The organism is Arthrobacter sp. P4_F11, from assembly GCF_056401395.1.
Map to the genome: position 1 here is coordinate 68599 of NZ_JBFUJK010000007.1, position 20711 is coordinate 89309.

At 67.7% G+C, this 20711-nt stretch carries 20 protein-coding genes; 17 read left to right on the forward strand and 3 right to left on the reverse strand.

Going from position 1 to position 20711, the window contains the following annotated elements; translation table 11 throughout:
• Positions 1-61: 61 nt before the first annotated feature.
• From tilS to AC1DRO_RS09675, 13 genes are all read left to right on the forward strand, one after another.
• The gene (tilS, locus tag AC1DRO_RS09615) at positions 62-1096 is read left to right on the forward strand and encodes a tRNA lysidine(34) synthetase TilS (protein ID WP_476950764.1); all 1035 of its coding nucleotides are present in this window, start codon (positions 62-64) and stop codon (positions 1094-1096) included.
• Between the two features lie 30 nt (positions 1097-1126).
• Positions 1127-1678: a hypoxanthine phosphoribosyltransferase gene (hpt, locus tag AC1DRO_RS09620; RefSeq protein WP_018774939.1), complete on the forward strand. Its 552-nt coding sequence runs from the start codon at positions 1127-1129 to the stop codon at positions 1676-1678.
• 198 nt (positions 1679-1876) lie between these two features.
• Positions 1877-3943: an ATP-dependent zinc metalloprotease FtsH gene (gene ftsH / locus AC1DRO_RS09625; RefSeq protein WP_028276931.1), complete on the forward strand. Its 2067-nt coding sequence runs from the start codon at positions 1877-1879 to the stop codon at positions 3941-3943.
• Positions 3944-3952: 9 nt separating this feature from the next.
• Positions 3953-4597: a GTP cyclohydrolase I FolE gene (gene folE / locus AC1DRO_RS09630; RefSeq protein ID WP_230007204.1), complete on the forward strand. Its 645-nt coding sequence runs from the start codon at positions 3953-3955 to the stop codon at positions 4595-4597.
• 11 nt (positions 4598-4608) lie between these two features.
• On the forward strand, positions 4609-5550 hold the full coding sequence (gene folP / locus AC1DRO_RS09635) for a dihydropteroate synthase (protein WP_476950661.1): 942 nt from the start codon (positions 4609-4611) through the stop codon (positions 5548-5550).
• A gap of 12 nt (positions 5551-5562) precedes the next feature.
• Positions 5563-5922, forward strand: a complete 360-nt coding sequence (gene folB, locus AC1DRO_RS09640; RefSeq protein WP_028276929.1) for a dihydroneopterin aldolase — start codon at positions 5563-5565, stop codon at positions 5920-5922.
• Complete coding sequence (gene folK, locus AC1DRO_RS09645; protein ID WP_476950662.1) at positions 5919-6488, forward strand: 2-amino-4-hydroxy-6-hydroxymethyldihydropteridine diphosphokinase; 570 nt, start codon at positions 5919-5921, stop codon at positions 6486-6488. Before folB ends, folK begins: the two co-directional genes overlap by 4 nt.
• Positions 6485-7009, forward strand: a complete 525-nt coding sequence (locus AC1DRO_RS09650; RefSeq protein ID WP_476950663.1) for a DUF3180 domain-containing protein — start codon at positions 6485-6487, stop codon at positions 7007-7009. The genes folK and AC1DRO_RS09650 overlap by 4 nt, the downstream gene beginning before the upstream one ends.
• Positions 6990-7499, forward strand: a complete 510-nt coding sequence (locus AC1DRO_RS09655) for a PH domain-containing protein (protein ID WP_476950664.1) — start codon at positions 6990-6992, stop codon at positions 7497-7499. Before AC1DRO_RS09650 ends, AC1DRO_RS09655 begins: the two co-directional genes overlap by 20 nt.
• Positions 7500-7517: 18 nt before the next feature.
• On the forward strand, positions 7518-9116 hold the full coding sequence (locus AC1DRO_RS09660) for a PH domain-containing protein (protein WP_476950665.1): 1599 nt from the start codon (positions 7518-7520) through the stop codon (positions 9114-9116).
• Positions 9109-10029 (forward strand): Rossmann-like and DUF2520 domain-containing protein, encoded by a 921-nt coding sequence (locus tag AC1DRO_RS09665; protein ID WP_223914698.1) that lies wholly within the window; start codon positions 9109-9111, stop codon positions 10027-10029. Before AC1DRO_RS09660 ends, AC1DRO_RS09665 begins: the two co-directional genes overlap by 8 nt.
• Position 10030: 1 nt before the next feature.
• Complete coding sequence (gene panC / locus AC1DRO_RS09670) at positions 10031-10933, forward strand: pantoate--beta-alanine ligase (RefSeq protein ID WP_476950666.1); 903 nt, start codon at positions 10031-10033, stop codon at positions 10931-10933.
• 184 nt (positions 10934-11117) lie between these two features.
• Complete coding sequence (locus AC1DRO_RS09675) at positions 11118-12626, forward strand: MDR family MFS transporter (protein WP_476950667.1); 1509 nt, start codon at positions 11118-11120, stop codon at positions 12624-12626.
• 103 nt (positions 12627-12729) lie between these two features.
• Here AC1DRO_RS09675 and AC1DRO_RS09680 read toward each other — a convergent pair whose 3' ends face one another.
• The 3 genes from AC1DRO_RS09680 to AC1DRO_RS09690 all read right to left on the reverse strand — a co-directional run bounded on the left by AC1DRO_RS09680 (position 12730) and on the right by AC1DRO_RS09690 (position 15378).
• Positions 12730-13563 (reverse strand): alpha/beta fold hydrolase, encoded by an 834-nt coding sequence (locus AC1DRO_RS09680; protein WP_028276921.1) that lies wholly within the window; start codon positions 13561-13563, stop codon positions 12730-12732.
• Between the two features lie 154 nt (positions 13564-13717).
• Positions 13718-14344 (reverse strand): thymidine kinase, encoded by a 627-nt coding sequence (locus AC1DRO_RS09685; protein ID WP_028276920.1) that lies wholly within the window; start codon positions 14342-14344, stop codon positions 13718-13720.
• Positions 14345-14400: 56 nt separating this feature from the next.
• Positions 14401-15378, reverse strand: a complete 978-nt coding sequence (locus AC1DRO_RS09690) for an alpha/beta fold hydrolase (protein ID WP_476950668.1) — start codon at positions 15376-15378, stop codon at positions 14401-14403.
• Between the two features lie 100 nt (positions 15379-15478).
• Here AC1DRO_RS09690 and lysS point away from each other — a divergent pair, with 100 nt between their 5' ends.
• From lysS to AC1DRO_RS09710, 4 genes are all read left to right on the forward strand, one after another.
• Positions 15479-17011: a lysine--tRNA ligase gene (lysS, locus tag AC1DRO_RS09695; RefSeq protein WP_476950669.1), complete on the forward strand. Its 1533-nt coding sequence runs from the start codon at positions 15479-15481 to the stop codon at positions 17009-17011.
• Positions 17012-17013: 2 nt separating this feature from the next.
• The gene (locus tag AC1DRO_RS09700) at positions 17014-17184 is read left to right on the forward strand and encodes a hypothetical protein (RefSeq protein WP_476950670.1); all 171 of its coding nucleotides are present in this window, start codon (positions 17014-17016) and stop codon (positions 17182-17184) included.
• A gap of 152 nt (positions 17185-17336) precedes the next feature.
• Positions 17337-17663 carry a histone-like nucleoid-structuring protein Lsr2 gene (locus AC1DRO_RS09705; protein WP_028276918.1) on the forward strand — a complete coding sequence of 109 codons (327 nt, stop codon included), beginning with the start codon at positions 17337-17339 and terminating at the stop codon, positions 17661-17663.
• A 437-nt stretch (positions 17664-18100) separates the two neighbouring features.
• Complete coding sequence (locus AC1DRO_RS09710) at positions 18101-20593, forward strand: ATP-dependent Clp protease ATP-binding subunit (RefSeq protein WP_028276917.1); 2493 nt, start codon at positions 18101-18103, stop codon at positions 20591-20593.
• The last annotated feature ends 118 nt before the right edge of the window (positions 20594-20711 follow it).

Here is a 20711-nt window from a genome sequence, read left to right on the forward strand (position 1 = left end):
GATTTCCAGCGGACGACGCCGGCCCGGCCGCCTCGCGCCGGTGGTCGGCACGGCCCGAAAAATGCTGCAGGACGCCCTCGCCGCGGCCGGCTACCCGGACCGCGTCCTGGTTGCCTGCAGCGGCGGGCCGGACTCGCTGGCTCTCGCCGCCGTCGCCGCCTATTTCGGGCGCCGGGGCCACGTGGACGGCCATCCTGTTTCTGTCGGCGCCGTCGTCGTGGACCACCAGCTGCAGCCGGGCTCGGCCGCGGTCGCGGCCACCACGGCCCGGACCCTCGAGGAGCTCGGGCTCTCTCCCGTGACGATCAGGACTGTCGACGTCGCCTCCAGCGGCGCGGGCCCCGAGGCCGCCGCCCGGGACGCCCGCCATGCGGCCCTTGAGGCCGCCGCGGACGAGGCAGGTGCAGCCGCGATCCTGCTCGGCCACACCCTCGATGACCAGGCCGAACAAGTGCTCCTGGGCCTGGCGCGCGGGTCGGGCACCCGGTCCCTCGCCGGGATGCGGCCGGCCCGCGGCCGGCTGCTGCGCCCGTTCCTGGGCCTGCGGCGCGCGGACACCCTGGAGATCTGCCGGGTGGAGGACCTGGAGCCCTGGCACGACCCGTCCAACACCGATCCCGTGTACGCGCGTTCCCGGACCCGGGTTGAGGTGCTGCCCCTGCTGGAGGACAAGCTTGGCCCCGGCGTTGCCGAATCGCTCGCCCGCACGGCCGCGATCCTGCAGCTCGACGCCGATTATCTGGAGGACGTGGCGAACGACACGTTCGAGCGGCTGCGCCAGCAGACAGGGGAGGAGATCAGCCTTCCGGAGGCCGGGCTGAGGGATCTTGCCCCGGCCGTGAGGTTCCGGGTGATCGCCAAGGCCGCCGCCGCCGTCGGCGGTCAGCAGCCCAGCTACCAGCGGCTGCTCGCGGCGGAAGCGCTCCTGCGCCGGCAGGGATCGGCCGGCCCGGTGGAGCTTCCCGGCGGGGTCAGCGTCTTCCGGCTCTCGCTCGCGCAGCTCCTTGCGGCGGAGCCGCCCGCCGCCGGTGTTCCCCGCGAAGCCGCCCGCTGTGGGAAGCTTGTATTCCGGCCTCAACAGCCGCCCCGAAATTAGTCGCACCCCGCATCTACACAGGAGCCATTGGTGGATTCAAACGACGTCCAGGCAGACCTCAAACACGTTCTCTACACCAAGGAACAGATCCAGCAACGGATCACCGAACTCGCGGCGCAGATCGACAAGGACTACGAGGGCCGCGACCTCCTGATCGTCGGCGTGCTCAAGGGCGCCGTCATGGTCATGGCAGATCTGGCCCGTGCGCTGCACACCCACGTCTCCATGGACTGGATGGCCGTCTCCTCGTACGGCTCGGGCACGCAGTCCTCAGGCGTGGTCCGCATCCTGAAGGACCTCGACACCGACCTCATGGGCAAAGACGTCCTGATCGTCGAGGACATCATCGATTCCGGCCTCACGCTGTCCTGGCTCAAGACGAACCTGGAATCGCGCGGCACGGCGTCGGTGGAAATCTGCACCGCCTTCCGTAAGCCGACGGCCGCCAAGGTCAAGATCGACGTCAAGTACGTCGGCTATGACATCCCCAACGAGTTCGTGGTGGGCTATGGCCTGGACTACGCCGAGAAGTACCGCAACCTGGACTTCGTCGGCACCCTGGCTCCGCACGTCTACGAGTAAATCGTCCACGCGAAGGCAACCCCGTCCGGGCCCCGGGCGGCCGGAGGCCCGGCCCCGCTACGCCCACAGGGAACTTTTGCCCTTTGCCGTGCGTGAGGTAGTGCGACGGTGTATAGCTAGAAGCTGACGCAGCACCACACGCGCGCAGACCGGTCGCCGTGCAGCACTACCAGGAGGGACGGGGCCAGCCCCGAACAGATGAAAGCTAAGAGTTTCTTCAAGGGCCCCGGCATCTGGATTGTCGTCGTGGTGGCCATGCTGCTGCTGGCATTTGCCACGCTTGCGCCGGGCGGCGCCAGCCGGATCGACACCGACAAGGGCCTTGAGCTGCTGACAGCCGGCGGCAAAGTTGAACAGGCCAAGATTTTTGACGCCGAGAACCGGGTGGACCTGGTCCTGAAGGACAACCTTCAGGTCGACGGGCAGGACAAGGGCAAGAACGTCCAGTTCTACTTCGTCAACGCCCGCGCCCAGGACGTCGTCAAGGCCGTCACGGACTCCAAACCGTCCGGCGGCTTCACCGACCAGCCGATCGAAAACAACTGGTTCTCCGGGCTCTTCTCCCTGCTGGTGCCCGTGCTGTTGCTCGGCGTCCTGTTCTGGTTCCTGCTCTCCCGGATGCAGGGCGGCGGGTCCAAGGTGATGCAGTTCGGCAAGTCCAAGGCCAAGCTCGTCAACAAGGACATGCCCCAGGTGACCTTCAGCGATGTCGCCGGCGCCGATGAGGCCGTCGAGGAACTCGAGGAGATCAAGGAATTCCTGCAGGAACCGGCCAAGTTCCAGGCCGTTGGCGCCAAAATCCCCAAGGGCGTGCTGCTCTACGGCCCTCCGGGCACCGGCAAAACCCTCCTGGCCCGCGCGGTTGCCGGCGAGGCCGGCGTACCCTTCTTCTCCATCTCAGGCTCCGACTTCGTGGAAATGTTCGTCGGCGTGGGTGCCTCCCGTGTCCGCGACCTCTTCGAGCAGGCCAAGTCCAACGCGCCGGCGATCATCTTCGTCGATGAGATCGACGCCGTCGGCCGGCACCGCGGCGCCGGAATCGGCGGCGGCAACGACGAGCGCGAGCAGACCCTGAACCAGCTGCTGGTGGAAATGGACGGCTTCGACGTCAAGACCAACGTCATCCTGATTGCCGCCACGAACCGCCCCGACGTCCTGGACCCCGCCCTGCTGCGTCCGGGCCGCTTTGACCGGCAGATCGGGGTTGAGGCCCCCGATTTGATCGGCCGCGACCAGATCCTGCAGGTGCACGCCAAGGGCAAGCCGATGGCTGCCGGCGTCGACCTCAAGGCTGTTGCCAAGAAGACCCCCGGCTACACGGGCGCGGACCTGGCCAACGTTTTGAACGAGGCCGCCCTGCTGACGGCCCGGTCCAACGCCAACCTGATCGATGACCGCGCCCTGGACGAGGCGATCGACCGCGTCATGGCCGGCCCGCAGAAGCGCAGCCGGGTCATGAAGGAACACGAACGCAAAGTCACCGCGTACCACGAAGGCGGCCATGCCCTCGTCGCGGCTGCCCTGCGGAACTCCGCCCCGGTCACCAAGATCACCATCCTGCCCCGCGGCCGTGCCCTCGGCTACACCATGGTGGTCCCGGAAAACGACAAGTACTCCATCACCCGCAACGAACTGCTTGACCAGATGGCCTACGCCATGGGCGGCCGCGTCGCCGAGGAACTCGTCTTCCACGATCCGTCCACGGGTGCATCCAATGACATCGAGAAGGCCACCGGGATCGCCCGGAAGATGGTCACCGAGTTCGGCATGAGCGAACGGGTCGGGTCCGTGCGCCTCGGTCAGGGCGGCGGCGAGCCGTTCCTGGGCCGCGACGCCGGCCACGAGCGCAACTACTCGGACCAGATCGCCTACATCGTCGACGAGGAAGTGCGCCGCCTGATCGACGGCGCCCATGATGAGGCCTACGCCATCCTGACCGAGAACCGGGATGTCCTGGACGAGCTGGCGCTGGAACTGCTCGAACGCGAAACACTGAACCAGGCCGAAATCGCGCAAATATTCACCCACATCCGCAAGCGCGACTTCCGCGACGTCTGGCTCTCCAAGGAGACCCGCACGCTCCAGACCGCCGGCCCGGTGGAGTCACGCCGTGAAAAGGCGGAGCGTGAAGCCCAGGAGGAAGCCACCCACGCCCGGCTCGAAGAGCCGCTGGACGCCCAGCCCCCGCATGCCCAGGGCGTCGGCGGGCAGGAGTCCTTCCAGGGCGGTGCAACAGATATCGGGACTGATGGTCATCCCGGCTAGGCTTCTTCTGTGACTTCTAACTTCGACGACGACGTTCCCGCCCCCGCCGCTGCTTCGGCGGGGGACGGGGGAGCCCCGCATTCAAAGTCCAAAGTGGACCGCCCCAGGATCGAAGCGGCAGTACGGGAAATCCTGCTGGCGATCGGTGAGGACCCGGACCGCGGCGGCCTCATTGACACCCCGAAGCGGGTGGCCAAGGCCTACGTGGAAATGTTCGCAGGCCTGCACCACGACCCCGCCGAGATCCTGGCCACCACCTTCGACCTCGAGCACGAGGAACTCGTGCTGGTCAAGGACATTCCGTTCTATTCCACCTGCGAGCACCACCTGGTGCCGTTCCACGGGGTGGCGCATGTGGGCTACATCCCGTCCCACGACGGCAAGGTCACGGGCCTGAGCAAGCTGGCGCGCGTGGTGGACATGTTCGCCAAGCGCCCGCAGGTCCAGGAACGCCTGACCACCCAGATCGTCGAGGCCCTCGTTACGCACCTCAATCCGCGTGGCGCGATCGTCGTCGTCGAATGTGAACACCTGTGCATGTCCATGCGGGGAATCCGCAAGCCCGGCGCCAAGACCGTCACCAGCGCAGTGCGCGGGCAACTCCATGACCCGGCCACCCGTGCCGAAGCCATGAGCCTCATACTCGGAAGGTAAGAACACAGACCATGGACTCCCTAGCTGCAGCCCCGGGCACCGGCCCCGCCACTTCGCCCCTGCCCATCCTGCGCAAACCGCGCCCGGCGGCGAAGTTCCAGGACCTGCCCACGGACCGGACACTGGTGATGGGAATCCTCAACGTCACCCCTGATTCCTTCAGCGACGGCGGAGCCCACGCGACGGCGGACACGGCGATCGCGGCCGGGCTGCGGATGTTCTACGCCGGGGCGGACATCATTGACGTCGGCGGCGAATCCACCCGCCCGGGTGCCACGGCAGTCGGCGCTGACGAGGAACAGCGCCGCGTCCTGCCGGTCATCGAGGCCCTGGTCAAGGCCGGCGCCCTGGTCAGCATCGACACCACCCACGCCGCGACGGCTGCCGCGGCCCTGAAGGCCGGCGCCGCGATCATCAACGACGTCTCGGGCCTGACCATGGAACCGGAAATGGCCGAACTCGCCGCCCGCACCAAGGTCCCCTACATCCTCACGCACCGCCGCGGCGACGCCAGCACCATGAACTCCCTGACGGACTACCGTGACGTCGCCCGGGAAGTCGTGATGGAGCTCGCCGGCGTCCGCGACAAGCTGTACGCCGCCGGGGTCGCGCCGGAACAGATTATTGTGGACCCGGGACTGGGCTTCGCCAAGAACGAGGGCCAGAACTGGGAGCTCCTGCAGCACCTGGATGTCCTGCAGGCCATGGGCCACAAGGTCCTCGTCGCCGGCTCACGCAAACGCTTCCTGGGCAGTCTCCTGACCGTGGCCGGCAAGGCCGCCCAGCCGGTTGAACGCGACGCCGCCACCGCCGCCATGACCGCCATCAGCGCCTTCCGCGGCGCCTGGGCTGTGCGCGTGCACGACGTAGGCGCGAGCCTGGACGCCGTCAAGGTCGCCGCCCACATGGTTCCCCCGGCACCGGCCGGTTCCGCCAACGCCGGCACGAACTGACCGGCCGGCACCATGGATCAGATCACGCTGAGCGGCGTCACCGCCGTCGGCCATCACGGTGTGTTCGATTTCGAGCGCCGCGACGGGCAGCCATTCGTTGTCGACGCGGTGCTGCACCTGGACTTCAGCAAAGCGGCCGCTTCCGACGACGTCGTGGACACCGCGCATTACGGCGAGGTGGCCAACTGCATCCGGGACTGGATCACCGGTGAGCCGCTGAACCTGATTGAGGCCCTCGCGGTGCGGATTGCCGAGGACGTCCTGCAGAAATTCGCCGTCGCCGCCGTGGACATCACCGTGCACAAGCCCAAGGCCCCGATCGAAGTCGACTTTGGCGACGTCGCCGTCAGCGTGCACCGGAGGCGGACGTGAGCCCGCTCTACACCCGTGCCGTGATCGCGCTCGGCAGCAACCTGGGGGAGCGCAGCGACACCCTGTCCGCCGCCGTTGCAGACCTCGTCGACCCGCCGGAGGTGCGCCTGCTGGCCATCTCGCCGATCGTCCAGACCAAGGCCGTGGGAGGTCCGCCGGACCAGCCCGACTTCCTGAACATGGTGATTGCCGTCGAGACGTCGCTGCCGCCGCTCGGACTGCTCGAGCACTGCCAGGACGTGGAGCAGAAGCATTTGCGCGTGCGCGAGGTCCGGTGGGGGCCTCGGACCCTGGACGTGGACATCATCACGTACGGGGATGTGGTCAGCTCCGATCCCGAGCTCACCCTGCCCCACCCCCGGGCCGCGGAACGGGCGTTCGTGCTCTATCCGTGGTCGCTGATCGATCCCGTGGCGGAGCTCAACGGCGAACGCGTGGGCGACCTCGCGGCGAAAGCCGCCGATTTCGCCGACCTTGCCACCTTTGACGGCTTCCAGAACTCCGCCGCAGCGGATGTCACTGCCACGGAGATCACCGGCGTGCCCGGTGCGGCGGAGCGGCCGTGAAGCTGACCAGCCCCCTGCTCCTGCTGGCCATTTGCGTGGTCCTGGCCGTGGCCGGCTGGTTCGCCACCATGCTCTCCGGCCGCTACGGCCTGGCCACCCCGGTGCTGCCGCTGACGGGCCTGGTGACCATGGGCGTGATCGTGGCCCTCACGCTGGTGCTGGGCATCCGCGTGCTCCGGTGGCGCAACGGCAAGAAGAAGAGAATCCTCAACCCCATCCTGGCTGCCTGGACCCTGGTCCTCGCGCAGGCCTGCGCCTACACCGGGTCGGTCCTGCTGGGCTGGCACGCGGGAATCGTGGTGGAGCAACTGAGGCTGTGGAACCTGCGCAGCAACCAGGAGATCACCTGGCAGGCCCTGGCTATGGCTGGCGGCGGGCTGATCATGGTGATCGTCGGGCTCGTCGTCGAGCGGTTCTGCCGGATTCCCCCCGAGGACGGCGACGCCGATTCCCGGCCAGGCGTGCAGGGAAAACGCAGCAAGCCCTCGGCGGAAGGCGAATATGCCTACCGAAGCGATTGATCCTCCGGGCATCGACTGGCTCCGGATCTCCCCGAAGTACGTCACCGTGCGCCTCGCGGGATGGGCGCTGGGAACCCTGGTCGCGGTGGCCCTGCTGTCGCTTCCCCTCATCCTGGTGCTGACCGGCGGGACTTGGCTGCCGGTCTGGCTGGCCGTCGCCCTGCCCGCGGTAGCGCTGCTGCTGGCCCTGTGGCGGCTCGCGCTGATTCCCCGGCAGGTGCGCTCGATCGGCTACGCCGAGCGTGAGGATGACCTCCTGATCCGGCGCGGCATTTTCTTCCAGCGCACGCTCGTGGTTCCTTACGGGCGGATGCAGTACGTCGACATCGCGGTGGGCCCGGTCGAACGCCAGCTGGGCCTGTGCACACTGAAGCTGCACACCGCGGCCGCCGCGACCAGCGCCGAGATTCCGGGGCTGCCCGCGAGCGAAGGCGCCCGGCTCCGCGAACAACTGTCCGCCCGCGGCGAAGCCCGGCTGGCCGGGCTGTGACGGGAAGGCCGTGACGGGATGGCGCTGACACCGGAGGATGCCGGACGCGCCGCCGACGCAACCGCCGTCGGCTCCGGAATCGAAGGAACCGCCGACGCCGGCTGGCTGCGCGTGCACCCCGCCTCACCCTTTGTCCGCGGCTGGGTGGCGCTGGCTGCACTGCTGTTCTTTTTTGGGCGCGACAGTTTCGAACGGTTCCTGCAGGGCGGCCCGCTCTTTGACGAGCGGCTGGCCGGACGGGCGCCCTGGCTGCTGCTCGGCGGCGGCGCCCTGATTCTGCTGACCGTTCTCGGCTACGTCCTGAGCTGGTACTTCACCCGCTACCAGGTGGCCGGCGGCTACGTGCGCGTCAACACCGGTTTCCTGTTCAAGCAGCAGCGGCAGGCCAGGCTGGACCGGGTGCAGGCGATCGACGTCGTGCAACCTCTACTGGCACGGATCTTCGGACTGGCTGAATTGCGGTTCGAAGTCGCCGACGCCGGCCAGTCCGCGGTGCGCCTGGCGTACCTGCGCGCGGACGAGGCCCGGCAGCTCCGCGCGACAATCCTGGCCCGCGCCTCCGGTGCCGCGGGCGGAACGCCGGTGCGGGAACCGGGAGACCCGGAGTCCGGAGAGCTGGAGGCCGCCGCCGTGGAAGCCCCGGAACAGGCCGTGCTCACCGTGCCGCCGCCGCGCCTGGTGGGCTCGCTGCTTCTGAGCGAACAAAGTGTCGTGATCCTGGCTGGCGGCATTGCCTCGGTGATGCTCTCCGCCGTCACGGAGAACCGGAACTTCACGGTCTTCCTGATCCCTGCCGCGATCGGACTCATCGCCTCCTACTGGTCCTCGTTCAACAAGGGCTACAACTTCACGGCCGCCATTTCCCCGGACGGCATCCGGCTGCGGTACGGCCTGCTGGACACGCAGGCGCAGACCGTTCCGCCGGGCCGGATCCAGGCGCTGAAGGTCAGCCAGCCGCCGCTGTGGCGGATGTTCGGCTGGTACCGGATCCAAGTCAACGTGGCCGGCTATGGCCTGGCCGGCAGCGCCGGCGAAGGATCGGCCCGAACCACGCTGCTTCCGGTGGGATACCTCGGCGACGTCATGGATATCCTCTCCCTGGTGCTCCCGGATCCTGGGACCCCGGACCCGGTGGGGCTGTTCACCGCGGGGATCACCGGCCTCGCGGACCCTGCCGGGATCCCGGGCAGCGCAGCAGGGAAGGACGCCGACGGCGGCTTCGTCACCAGCCCGCGCCGGGCCCGGTTCCTGGCGCCGCTGGGCTGGCGGCGCAACGGCTTCGCGGCAACGGAGACCGCCCTGCTCCTGAGGTCGGGCCGCTGGTGGCGGAACTTCGTGGTGGTGCCGCACCAGCGCACCCAGTCCATGGCGCTCCAGCAGGGCCCGCTCGCCCGGCGGTTCCGGGTGGCGGACCTGGTCCTGCACACCACGGCCGGTCCGGTGGCCCCGCGGCTCATCCAGGCCGGGCTCGACGAGGCCCGGGCCCTGTTCGATGCCCAGTCCGCCCGTGCCCGCGCCGCGCGCAAGCACCAGAAGAGCGAACACTGGCTGGAGCCGGCGGCCCAGCCGGCCGCACCACCCGTCGAAGACCCCCAGGAAGGCCCGCATCATGGCTAAACCAGGACGCCTCGGCGTCGGAATCATTGGCGCAGGGAAGGTCGGCGCCGTCCTGGGGGCGGCGCTGCGCGGAGCCGAGCACGCCGTCATCGGGGCGTCCGCCGTTTCGGACGCCAGCAAAGAACGCGTCGAAACGCTCCTGCCCGGCGTCCCGATCCTGGACGTGCAGGACATCGTGGAGCGGGCCGAACTGGTCCTGCTCGCCGTCCCGGACGATGCCCTGGGCCCGCTGGTGAACGGACTGGCCAAGCTCGGCGCCTGGCAGCCCGGCCAGCTCGTGGCACACACCTCCGGGCGCTTCGGCGTCGGGATCCTGCATCCGGTCCGCGCCGCCGGTGCCGTGCCGCTCGCGCTGCACCCGGCCATGACGTTCACGGGCATGAGCCTGGACCTCACCAGGCTCCTGGACTGCACCTTTGGCGTCACGGCCGACGCCGCGATGCTGCCGATCGCCCAGGCACTCGTCGTCGAAATGGGCGCCGAGCCCGTCGCGATCGCCGAGGCCGACCGCGTCCTCTACCACGCTGCCCTCGCGCACGGATCCAACCACCTGGTCACGCTCGTGGCGCAGGCCTCGCAGCTGCTCCGCGACGTCGGCGTCGACGCCCCGGACCGGATGCTGGGCCCGCTGCTGCGCGCCACCCTCGAGAACGCCCTCGCCTCCGGTGAAACGGCCCTGACCGGGCCCGTGGCCCGCGGCGACACCGGCACGGTGGCCGCGCACGCCGGCGCCCTCCGCGAGTACGACGGCGGCGCGGCCGGCGATATTCTTGAGGCGTACCTGGCCATGGCCCGGGCGACAGCCCGCCGGGCAGGAAGCCGCGGGCTCCTGAAGCCGGAACAACTCGACGGCATCGAACAGGCGCTCGGCGGCCCCGGCCAGAACGGGACGCCCGCCCCGGAAGGACCCTGACATGGCAATCCAACTCGTCACCACTGCTGCCCAGCTCCGCGCCGCAAGCGCCCGGCTGCTGGCACAGAAAGGTGGCACGTCCCAGGGTCTCGTGCCCACCATGGGCGCCCTGCACGAGGGACATGCCCAGCTGGCCCGGACGGCCGTCGCCCAGAACGACGTCGTGGCGGCCACCATCTTCGTCAACCCGCTGCAGTTTGGCGAGGCCGCGGACCTCGAACGCTACCCCCGGACGCTCGACGCCGACCTCGCGCTGCTCGACGCCGAAGGGGTGGACCTGGCGTTCGCGCCGGGTGTTGAGGAGGTCTACCCCGGCGGGGCACCCCTTGTGCGGATCACGGCGGGACCCCTGGGCGAAAAATGGGAAGGCGCGTCCCGGCCGGGGCACTTCGACGGCGCGCTGACCGTCGTCGCGAAACTGCTCCACTACGGCATTCCTGGGGCCGGCCTGCCCGGGGGCGGCCAGCCCGCGTACCGCGCCTATTTCGGCCAGAAGGACGCGCAGCAGCTGGCCCTGGTCCAGCGCATGGTGGCTGACCTGAATTTTCCCGTGGAGATCGTGCCGGTGCCCATTGTGCGCTCGGCCGACGGCTTGGCGCTGTCCAGCCGCAACCGCTTCCTCTCCGAAGACCAGCGCGAGGCGGCCCTGGTGCTCGCCCGCGCGCTGCGGCTCATCGAGGAGCGCGCCAACGCCCATGAGCCGCTGGACATCGATTCCGCGCAGGCCCTCGTCCGGTCCCAGCCGCTCGTGGAGCTGGACTATTTCGAGGTGGTGGATCCGCGCACTCTCGAGCCCCTGGCGGAGAACTGCCGGGACACCCCGTTCCGCGGCGAGGGGCTGGCGATCATCGCTGCCAAGGTCGGCCCCGTCCGCCTCATCGACAACGCGCCCCTGAACTCCTAGCCCCAACCCCACCACCAATAAGCAACGCGGGGTCAGATACAGCCCATGCCGCCGCCCGTCATCGGCTTATCCGAACCCGCGTTGTTTTCGCGGTGACGGGAATGCCCCCGGGCCCTAGACTGTTGGAACCTGCAGCAGCGCCGACGCTCGCCGGACCCACACCAAACTCCCTGAGGGAATTCCCATGTCAACAGACGTCTCTTCCAACGCCTCTGGCGATCCCGCACCGGGCGCTGCCCCCGCCATCCCCGGATCGGCCACGCCGGCCGCGCCCGCGGCATCCACCGCGCCCACCGCGCCGGCAAAGATGCCCCGGGAGTCCGTGGCCATCATCGCCACGCTGCTGGTGGCCACCTTCGTCGTGATCCTCAACGAGACCATCATGAACGTGGCCCTGCAGCGGCTGATGGTGGATCTGAACATCGATGCGCCTACCGTGCAGTGGCTATCCACGGGTTTCATGCTCACCATGGCCGTCGTGATCCCCACCACCGGGTTCATCCTGCAGCGGCTGACCACCCGTGCCGTGTTCATGCTGGCCATGGGACTCTTTTCCGGCGGCACCCTGCTGGCCGCCCTCGCGCCGGGCTTCGAAGTCCTGCTGCTGGCCCGCATCGTCCAGGCCGGCGGCACCGCCATCATGCTCCCGCTCCTGATGACCACCATCCTCACTCTCGTGCCGCTGGAGCGCCGCGGCGCAGTCATGGGCAACGTCAGCATCGCCATTTCGGTTGCGCCGGCACTGGGCCCGACAGTTTCCGGCCTGATCCTCCAGCATTTTTCCTGGCGGTTCATGTTCGTCTTCGTGCTGCCGATCGCCCTCGCCGCGCTCGCCATCGGGGCCAGGTATCTGACCAACATCGGTGAGACCGAGAAAACCCGGCTCGATGCCCTCTCCGTGGTGCTCACGGTCCCCGCCTTCGGCGGCCTGGTGTACGGCCTGAGCCAGATCGGCGGCGGCCAGGCAGGCTCCCGCACCCCCGCCGTGGTGGCACTGGCCGTTGGTGTGCTGGCCATGGCAGCTTTCGTCCTGCGCCAGTTGAAGCTCCAGAAGACCGGCGGCCCCCTGCTGGACTTGCGCGCCTTCACGTTCCGGATGTTCACCGTTTCCGTGCTGCTGCTGGTCGTGGCCATGATCGCGCTGTTCGGCGCGGTGATCCTGCTGCCGTTGTACCTGCAGGAAATCCGCGGCCTGACCTCCCTCGAGACCGGCCTGGTCCTGCTGCCCGGCGGCCTCGCCATGGGCCTGCTGGGGCCCTTCATCGGCCGCGTATTCGACAGGGTCGGGCCCTTGCCGCTGACAGTGACAGGCTCGATCATGATGGTGCTGTCCCTCTGGCAGTTCTCCATGCTGGACGCAACGTCGCCGCTGGGGTGGATCATCGCCCTGCACGTGGCACTCAGCCTGGGCCTGGCGCTGCTGTTCACCCCCGCCTTCACGACCGGGCTGAACCCGCTGCCGCCGCACCTGTACTCCCACGGCTCGGCCATCATGAGCACGCTGCAGCAGGTGGCCGGCGCCGCCGGCACGGCGCTCCTGGTCTCGATCTACGCCTTCGTGGCCGTTGCCTCGGGCATGGTCGCCGGCATGCATGCCGCATTCCTGACGGCGGCCGTCATAGCCGTCGCCGCCGTCGTACTGTCCACCATGATGCGCAAAACCGAAGGTGCGGGACACCCGGCCGCCCACTAGCTGCAATCAAAAAACAACGCGGGGTGACTTAGCGCCGGTCTCGCCCTCCGGAATGGGCGCCAAGTGACCCAGCGTTGCTTGATAGGGCGTTGCGTGGTGCGGGTTAGCCTGCGTAAAACGCGCTCAGCTCGGCGATCAGCTTGTCCGGCGCCTTGTTGACACCGTCGTGGCCCATGCCCGGCAGGATCGTATAGCTGGAGCCGGAGAGGACATCGTGGATCTGGGCGCAGGCCACCCCGAAATAGGCCGGACTCTTCTCGCCCACGATGATCAGCGTTTCCAGCGGCAGTTCCAGGAAGGGTTCGGCCGGCATGTCCGCGGCGATGATCGCCTTGATCTCGCGGACGCCGGTCTGCATGAGGTCGCGCAGCTGCTTGCCGATCGGGGTGCCCGCCGAAAGCTTGTTCGCCAGCGTCAGCATGGACAGCGGCATCCGGGACAGGGCGCTGCCGGTCTCCAGGCCCTTGAGCAGGACGGCGAGGGCGCGGTCGTCGTCGCCGGCTGCGGTCGCCCGCTCGTATTCGGGCGTCCAGTCCGCCGTGACGCTGTGGTTGACGGACACGGCGGGGTCATACACGGCCAGCCGTTCCACCGGCAGGGTGCGGGCCGCGTGCAGGGCCACTGCCCCGCCGAAGCTATGGCCGAAGACGTCCGTGCTGGCGGTGTGCTTCATGACGGCGTCGAGGTCGTGGATGTCCACGTCGAGGGTGTAATCCTCAGGCTGCGGGGAGGACGAGCCGCGGCCGCGACGGTTGAAGGTGTGCACCGGCCGTCCAAGTGACGCGCTGAGCTTCTGCGCGAAACGGGTGTAGTCGGCGGCCGTCACCATCGAGGCCGGCACGACAACGATGCCCGAACCCGCCGAGGCGAGCTCGGCGCCCGTGCTCAAAAGCTCGATCGTTCCGCCGTTGGGGGTTCTGATGTTCTCGCGGGTCATGCTCCGAGCCTAGCCGAGGCCACGCCCCAGTGCAGTAAGCCGCGGTGCACTATGGCGCCAGTCCAGTAGGGCGCAGCCCACTATGACCGCAATCCACTATGACCGCAGTTCAGTTGTGGTCCCGTCGCAGCGGCGCCGCACGATCGCGCCGTCGCTAGTTGCCCAGCCGGCCGCCGGACACCTCGAGGTAGCAGGCGCCGCAGAGTGACTCGTACCAGACGTCCTGGCCATCGATCGCAACCTGGTTCCCGTCGAACACCACGTGGTCCCCGATCCGGCGCGTGTTGAAGATGGCCTTCCGTCCGCAGCGGCAGATGGTCTTGAGCTCTTCGAGGGTGTGCGCGATCTCCAGCAGGCGCAGGGAACCGGGGAACGCGCGGGTCCGGAAGTCGGTGCGGATGCCGTAGGCGAGGACGGGGACGTTGTCCAGGACCGCGATGCGGAAGAGGTCGTCCACCTGCTCCGGTTCCAGGAACTGGGCCTCGTCCACCAGCAGGCAGGCCACCGGCGGGGTGTCCACGTGCTGCAGGAGGGCGTCGGGATCGTCGCCGTGGGCCTGGGCGGTGAACAGGTCGCGGGCCGACGCGCCGGCGGGGATCAGGAAGTCCACCGAACGGGTCATGCCCAGGCGGGACACGACGTCGGAGTCGCCCTTGGTGTCCACGTCCGGCTTGGCCAGCAGGACCCGCTGGCCGCGTTCCTCATAGTTGAAGGCCGCCTGCAGAAGCCCCGTAGATTTGCCGGAGTTCATGGCGCCGTAGCGGAAGTAGAGCTTGGCCAAGGGGGTCCTTTCGAAAGGGTCGCCCCCGATTCTAGCGGTCGGTCGCGTCGCAGCACTCAGCGGCCGGGCCCACTGCGCCGCCACCGGGCCGGCACGCCCGCGGCTGCAAGGCTGCCGGCCAGGCTGACGGGCGGCGGGGTCGCAGCCCCGGGTCCGCCGTGGAGGAACCGGGCCGTGCGGAGGGCCAGCCGGCTTCCCGGCCGGATGGGGCCTTCGTGGAGCTGCCCGGGGACCACGGCGAAGCTGACCGCGGGGACGGCGTCGGCAAGCTGGTGGCTCGTGTCGGCGAAGTAGCCGGGGCTCCAGCCGCCGCTGAGCATGAGGGTGGGGGTGGTGATGGCGGCAAAATCCTCGAGTTCGGCGTCGGCATCCAGTACGGCGCGCATCTCGGCGACGGCCGTGGGCAGCAGTTGCCGCATTTCGGCGCCGAGCCTGGTCCGGGCCGAGAGGATGCTGAGCATGCGCAGTGCGCCCAGGGGCAGCATGGACACCGGGCCGGCCGTCTCCAGGCCTTGCACCAAATGCGCCCAGGCGTGGTCGAGTTCGCCGGCAGCCACGGACCTTTCCAGTTCGGGCCGCCAGCGCTGGGTGAGGTTCCCGGAGAGGCTCACGGCGGCGTCGTAAGTCACCATCCTGCGGATCGGCATGCGCCGGGCGGCCTCGAGGGCCACGAACCCGCCATAGCTGTGGGCCACGACGTCGCTGGCGCCGGTCTCGCGGAGCACCGTTGCCAGGTCGGCCACCTCGGTGGCGGCGGAATAGTCGGCCGGCTGGTGCGAGGAGCCGGCGCGTCCGCGGCGGTTGTAGCAGTGCACCGGCTGGTCCAGCAGCCGGCAAAGTTTTCGGGCAAAGGACCGGTAGAGCGCATCGGTGATCAGGGTCCCGTGCACGACGACGACGCCGGATCCTTCGCCGCGGGACGCCACGGCGGCGTCGGACGCGGCTGTTCTGCCCGGTGCGTGCCCCGCCGGGCGGATGGTGTGCAGCTCAAGGTGTCCCTTGCCGTCGTCGGTCCTCACTGTCCATGTCTCCACAACTTCGAGTCTATTCCCGCACCCCGTCCGCCTGGCTGCCGCCCGGGCAGAACCGGGCCGGGACCTTCCCGGACGCAAATCGACGGTAAACTTGGGGATTGTGACTTCCCAAAACACCCCCACCCCGAACACCGCCGCCGAGCCGCATGATGCCAGCGAACAGACCCGCATCCGCATGGAGAAGCGCGCCAAGCTGATCGAACGCGGCGTCGAGGCATATCCGGTGGGTGTCGAACGCACGCACTCGCTCACGGAAATCCGGGAGAAATACGCCTACCTGCAGGCCGATGAAACCACCGGCGACGCCGTTGGCGTGACCGGCCGCATCGTCTTCATCCGCAACACGGGCAAACTCTGCTTCGCCACCCTCCAGGAGGGCGGCCTGGACGGCAAAGCCGTGCGGCTGCAGGTCATGCTGAGCCTGGCCAACATCGGTGAGGAGGCACTCGCGGAGTGGAAGTCCCTCGTGGACCTCGGCGATCACGTCTTCATCAAGGGCGAGGTCATTTCCTCACGCCGCGGCGAACTCTCCGTCATGGCGGATTCCTGGACCATGGCCTCGAAGGCGCTGCGCCCGCTGCCCGTGCTGCACGCCGGGCTGAACGAAGAAACGCGTGTCCGCCAGCGCTACGTGGACCTCATTGTCCGCGACGAAGCCCGCGAGATGGTGTACACCCGCGCCGCGATCACCCGCTCCATCCGCGAAACCCTGCACCGCCAGGGCTACGTTGAGGTTGAAACCCCCATGCTGCAGCTGGTTCACGGCGGTGCCACGGCCCGTCCCTTCGAGACGCACATGAACGCCTTCGACCAGAAGATGACGTTGCGCATCGCTACCGAGCTCTACCTCAAGCGCACGGTGGTGGGGGGGATCGACCGCGTCTACGACATGGGCCGGGTCTTCCGCAACGAGGGCGTGGACTCCACGCACAGCCCCGAGTTCACCACCCTGGAGTCCTACGAGGCCTGGGCGGACCAGTTCGTCATGGCGGACCGGATCAAGGAGATCATCCTGGACGCCGCCGACGCCGCCGGTGTGGGCCGCGTGCTGCAGACCGAAGCCGGGGAGATCAAGCTCGACGGCGAATGGACCTGGCTGGCGGTCTACCCCGGGCTGTCCGACTTCGTGGGCCAGGAAGTAACCCCCGATACCCCGGTTACCGAGCTGCTGGAGCTGGCTGCCAAGCACGAGGTTAAGGTCGACGCCGCCTGGGAAGCCGAGAAGCTCGTCGTCGAACTCTTCGGCGAACTGGTGGAGCCGACGTTGCTCAACCCCACGTTCGTCTACGACTATCCGCCGTCCGCGCAGCCGCTGGCCCGCCAGCACCGCGAAGACGGCCGCCTGATCGAGGCCTGGGACCTCATCATCGGCGGCATGGAGCGGGGCACGGCGTTCTCCGAACTGATCGACCCGGTCATCCAGCGCGAACGCCTCACCGAACAGTCCCGCCGTTCCGCCGCTGGTGACGTGGAGGCAATGCAGCTGGACGAAGACTTCCTCCGTGCGCTCGAGTACGGTGCGCCGCCGATGGGCGGGATCGGCCTGGGCATCGACCGGCTCGTGATGCTGTTCACCGGAGCCGGCATCCGCGAAACGATCCTCTTCCCCCTGTTGAAGCCCGAAGGACACTGAGCATGGACTATATCGCCGTATTGCTGCCCCCCATCGTGGTGGGCCTGCTTTTCTGGTTTGCCATGAAATCCATATTCAATGCCGACAAATCAGAGCGGCAGGCAGAAGCCCGCGCCCATGCCGAAGCCGAAACTAGGGCCAAAGGACCGGATTCCGGGACCCTGGGAAGCTAATTACCCGAAAGAAGTAATAGTTCCCTATTGCCGCCTTCGGTTTTCCTTTGGGCAGAGTTTTGCGCTTTGACTCCCTGCTGTAACGCGGAGGATACTTATTCCAGATACATCCTGCTTTTCTAAACGCTCGATCTTTGGAAAGAGAGTCCTTTATGGCACAGAAAGTAAAAATCATCCTCGTTGATGATCTGGATGGGGGATCCGCGGACGAAACTGTCCGGTTTGGCCTTGACGGCGTCAGTTACGAAATAGACCTGTCGTCAAGCAATGCATCAGAACTGCGCTCCGCGGTGGACCGATTTGTGACGCACGCGCGCAAAACGTCAAGCGGACGCGCCACGCGCACGAAAATTTCCAGCGGACGGAATCAGGACTCTGCCCAGATCCGCCAGTGGGCACGGGACAACGGCTATGCGGTAAACAGCCGCGGACGCATCCAGGCTGAAATTCAGGAAGCCTACCAAAAGGCTAATTCCTAGCAGGGACCCGCGTCAGGGTGCAGTGCCGGGCCCGTCATGAGGGCGCAGTATCAAGCCGCAATCACGTTTCATGCCGTCGTAATCGAGCGTCTGTCAAATGCCAATGCCCCTGTTATCTGACGGGGGCATTGCCATGCCCGCAGCGGAGCGCCCGTCCGGCAGAGCGGCCCGCCCGTCCGGCGATGAACAGGCTCCGCCGCCCGGCCGGAACGGCCCGCTTAGCGGCCGGTTGAGGCCGTCCGGCTCGGCAGGATGCGCCCTTCCGGAAGGGCCGGATGCGCCGGTCCGGAGGGGTTCCGGGCGGTTCTTGCCCCTGGCCGGGGACCCGGTCCGGGCGCGGTTGCGCAACCCTCCGGTTTCCCCTGTGGCGAACAAGCCCCAAATCTGGAACCCGGCCACGTAGCATCAAAGTACGTCGTAGCTAGGAGTGTGGCGAAATGTTTGAGCGATTTACGGACCGTGCCCGTCGCGTAGTTGTGCTTGCCCAAGAAGAGGCACGCATGCTGAACCACAATTACATTGGTACCGAACACATCCTCTTGGGTCTGATCCATGAGGGTGAAGGTGTTGCCGCCAAAGCCCTTGAATCCTTGAGCATTTCGCTCGACGGTGTCCGCGAGCAGGTCCAGGAGATCATCGGCCAGGGCCAGCAGGCGCCCTCCGGCCACATCCCCTTTACCCCCCGCGCCAAGAAGGTCCTGGAGCTCTCGCTGCGCGAGGCGCTGCAGCTGGGCCATAACTACATTGGTACCGAGCACATCCTCCTCGGCCTTATCCGGGAGGGCGAAGGCGTTGCCGCCCAGGTGCTCGTCAAGCTCGGCGCAGACCTGAACCGGGTCCGCTCGCAGGTTATCCAGCTGCTCTCGGGTTACCAGGGCAAGGAAGCCACGGGCGCCGGTGTAGGCCCCGGACAGGCTGAGGGGACCCCGGCCGGGTCCGTTGTCCTTGACCAGTTCGGCCGCAACCTGACCCAGGCGGCGCGCGAGAACAAACTGGACCCTGTGATCGGCCGCGAGCAGGAAATGGAACGCGTCATGCAGGTCCTTTCCCGCCGCACCAAGAACAACCCTGTGCTGATTGGTGAGCCCGGCGTCGGCAAGACCGCCGTCGTCGAGGGCCTGGCCCAGGCCATCGTCCGCGGCGATGTCCCGGAGACCATCAAGGACAAGCAGCTGTACACCTTGGACCTCGGGTCCCTCGTGGCCGGCTCCCGCTACCGCGGCGACTTCGAAGAGCGCCTGAAGAAGGTCCTCAAGGAGATCCGCACGCGCGGCGACATCATCCTGTTCATCGATGAGATCCACACCCTGGTGGGCGCCGGTGCCGCCGAAGGCGCCATCGATGCGGCCTCGATCCTGAAGCCCATGCTGGCCCGCGGCGAGCTCCAGACCATCGGTGCCACCACACTGGACGAATACCGCAAGCACATCGAGAAGGATGCCGCGCTGGAGCGCCGCTTCCAGCCGATCCAGGTCAAGGAACCCTCCGTCGCGCACGCGATCGAGATCCTCAAGGGCCTCCGCGACCGGTACGAGGCACACCACCGCGTCACCATCACCGACGGCGCCCTCGCCTCGGCGGCGGCCCTTTCCGAGCGCTACATCTCGGACCGCTTCCTGCCGGACAAGGCAATCGACCTGATCGACGAGGCCGGTGCGCGGCTCCGCATCCGCCGCATGACTGCCCCGCCGGAGCTCAAGATCATGGACGAGAAGATCGCCGCCATGAAGCTGGAGAAGGAATCCGCGATCGACGCGCAGGACTTCGAAGGCGCCGCTTCGCTGCGCGACAAGGAGCAGAAGCTCATTGCCGAGCGCGCCGAGAAGGAACGCCAGTGGAAGACCGGCGGCATGGACGACATCTCCGAAGTTGATGAAGACCTCATCGCCGAGGTGCTGGCGAACTCCACCGGCATCCCGGTCTTCAAGCTGACCGAGGAAGAGTCCTCGCGCCTGCTGAAGATGGAAGACGAACTCCACAAGCGCGTGGTCGGCCAGAACGAGGCCATCAAGGCCTTGTCCCAGGCGATCCGGCGCACCCGAGCAGGCCTCAAGGACCCCAAGCGTCCGGGCGGCTCGTTCATCTTCGCCGGCCCCACCGGCGTCGGCAAGACCGAACTGGCCAAGGCCCTCGCCGAGTTCCTGTTCGGCGAGGAAGACGCCCTGATCACCCTGGACATGTCCGAGTACTCGGAGAAGCACACGGTGTCGCGGCTCTTCGGTGCCCCTCCGGGCTACGTGGGCTACGAGGAAGGCGGCCAGCTGACCGAGAAGGTCCGCCGTCGTCCGTTCTCCGTGGTCCTGTTCGATGAAGTGGAGAAGGCGCACGCCGATCTCTTCAACTCGCTCCTGCAGATCCTGGAAGACGGCCGCCTGACCGACTCCCAGGGCCGCGTGGTGGACTTCAAGAACACCGTGATCATCATGACCACGAACCTCGGCACCCGGGACATCTCCAAGAGCGTTGCCACCGGCTTCCAGTCCGGCACGGACACGCAGACCGGCTACAACCGGATGCGGGCCCGGGTCACGGAAGAGCTCAAGCAGCACTTCCGCCCCGAGTTCCTGAACCGTGTTGACGATGTTGTGGTCTTCCCGCAGCTGACCCAGGACGAGATCATCGAGATCGTGGACATGTTCGTCGCCCGCCTGGAGAAGCGCCTCAAGGACAAGGACATGGGCATCGAGCTCACGTCCGCGGCCAAGGTTCTCCTGGCGACCCGCGGCTACGACCCCGCCATGGGTGCCCGGCCGCTGCGCCGCACCATCCAGCGCGAGATCGAGGACCAGCTCTCCGAGAAGATCCTCTTCGGCGAACTGCACTCCGGCGACATCGTGGTGGTGGACGTGGAAGGCGAAGGCGACGACGCGAAGTTCACCTTCGCCGGCAACGCCAAGCCGCGCATCCCGGAGATCGCTCCGAGCGTCTAAGCACCATCAACAACGGCCCCGCTGCCCCGAAAGGGGCGGCGGGGCCTTTGCGTTGCCCGCCGCACTGAACCATTTGCCAGAGATGGCCGCTATGGGAGCTGGCTTAGCGGCCATCTTC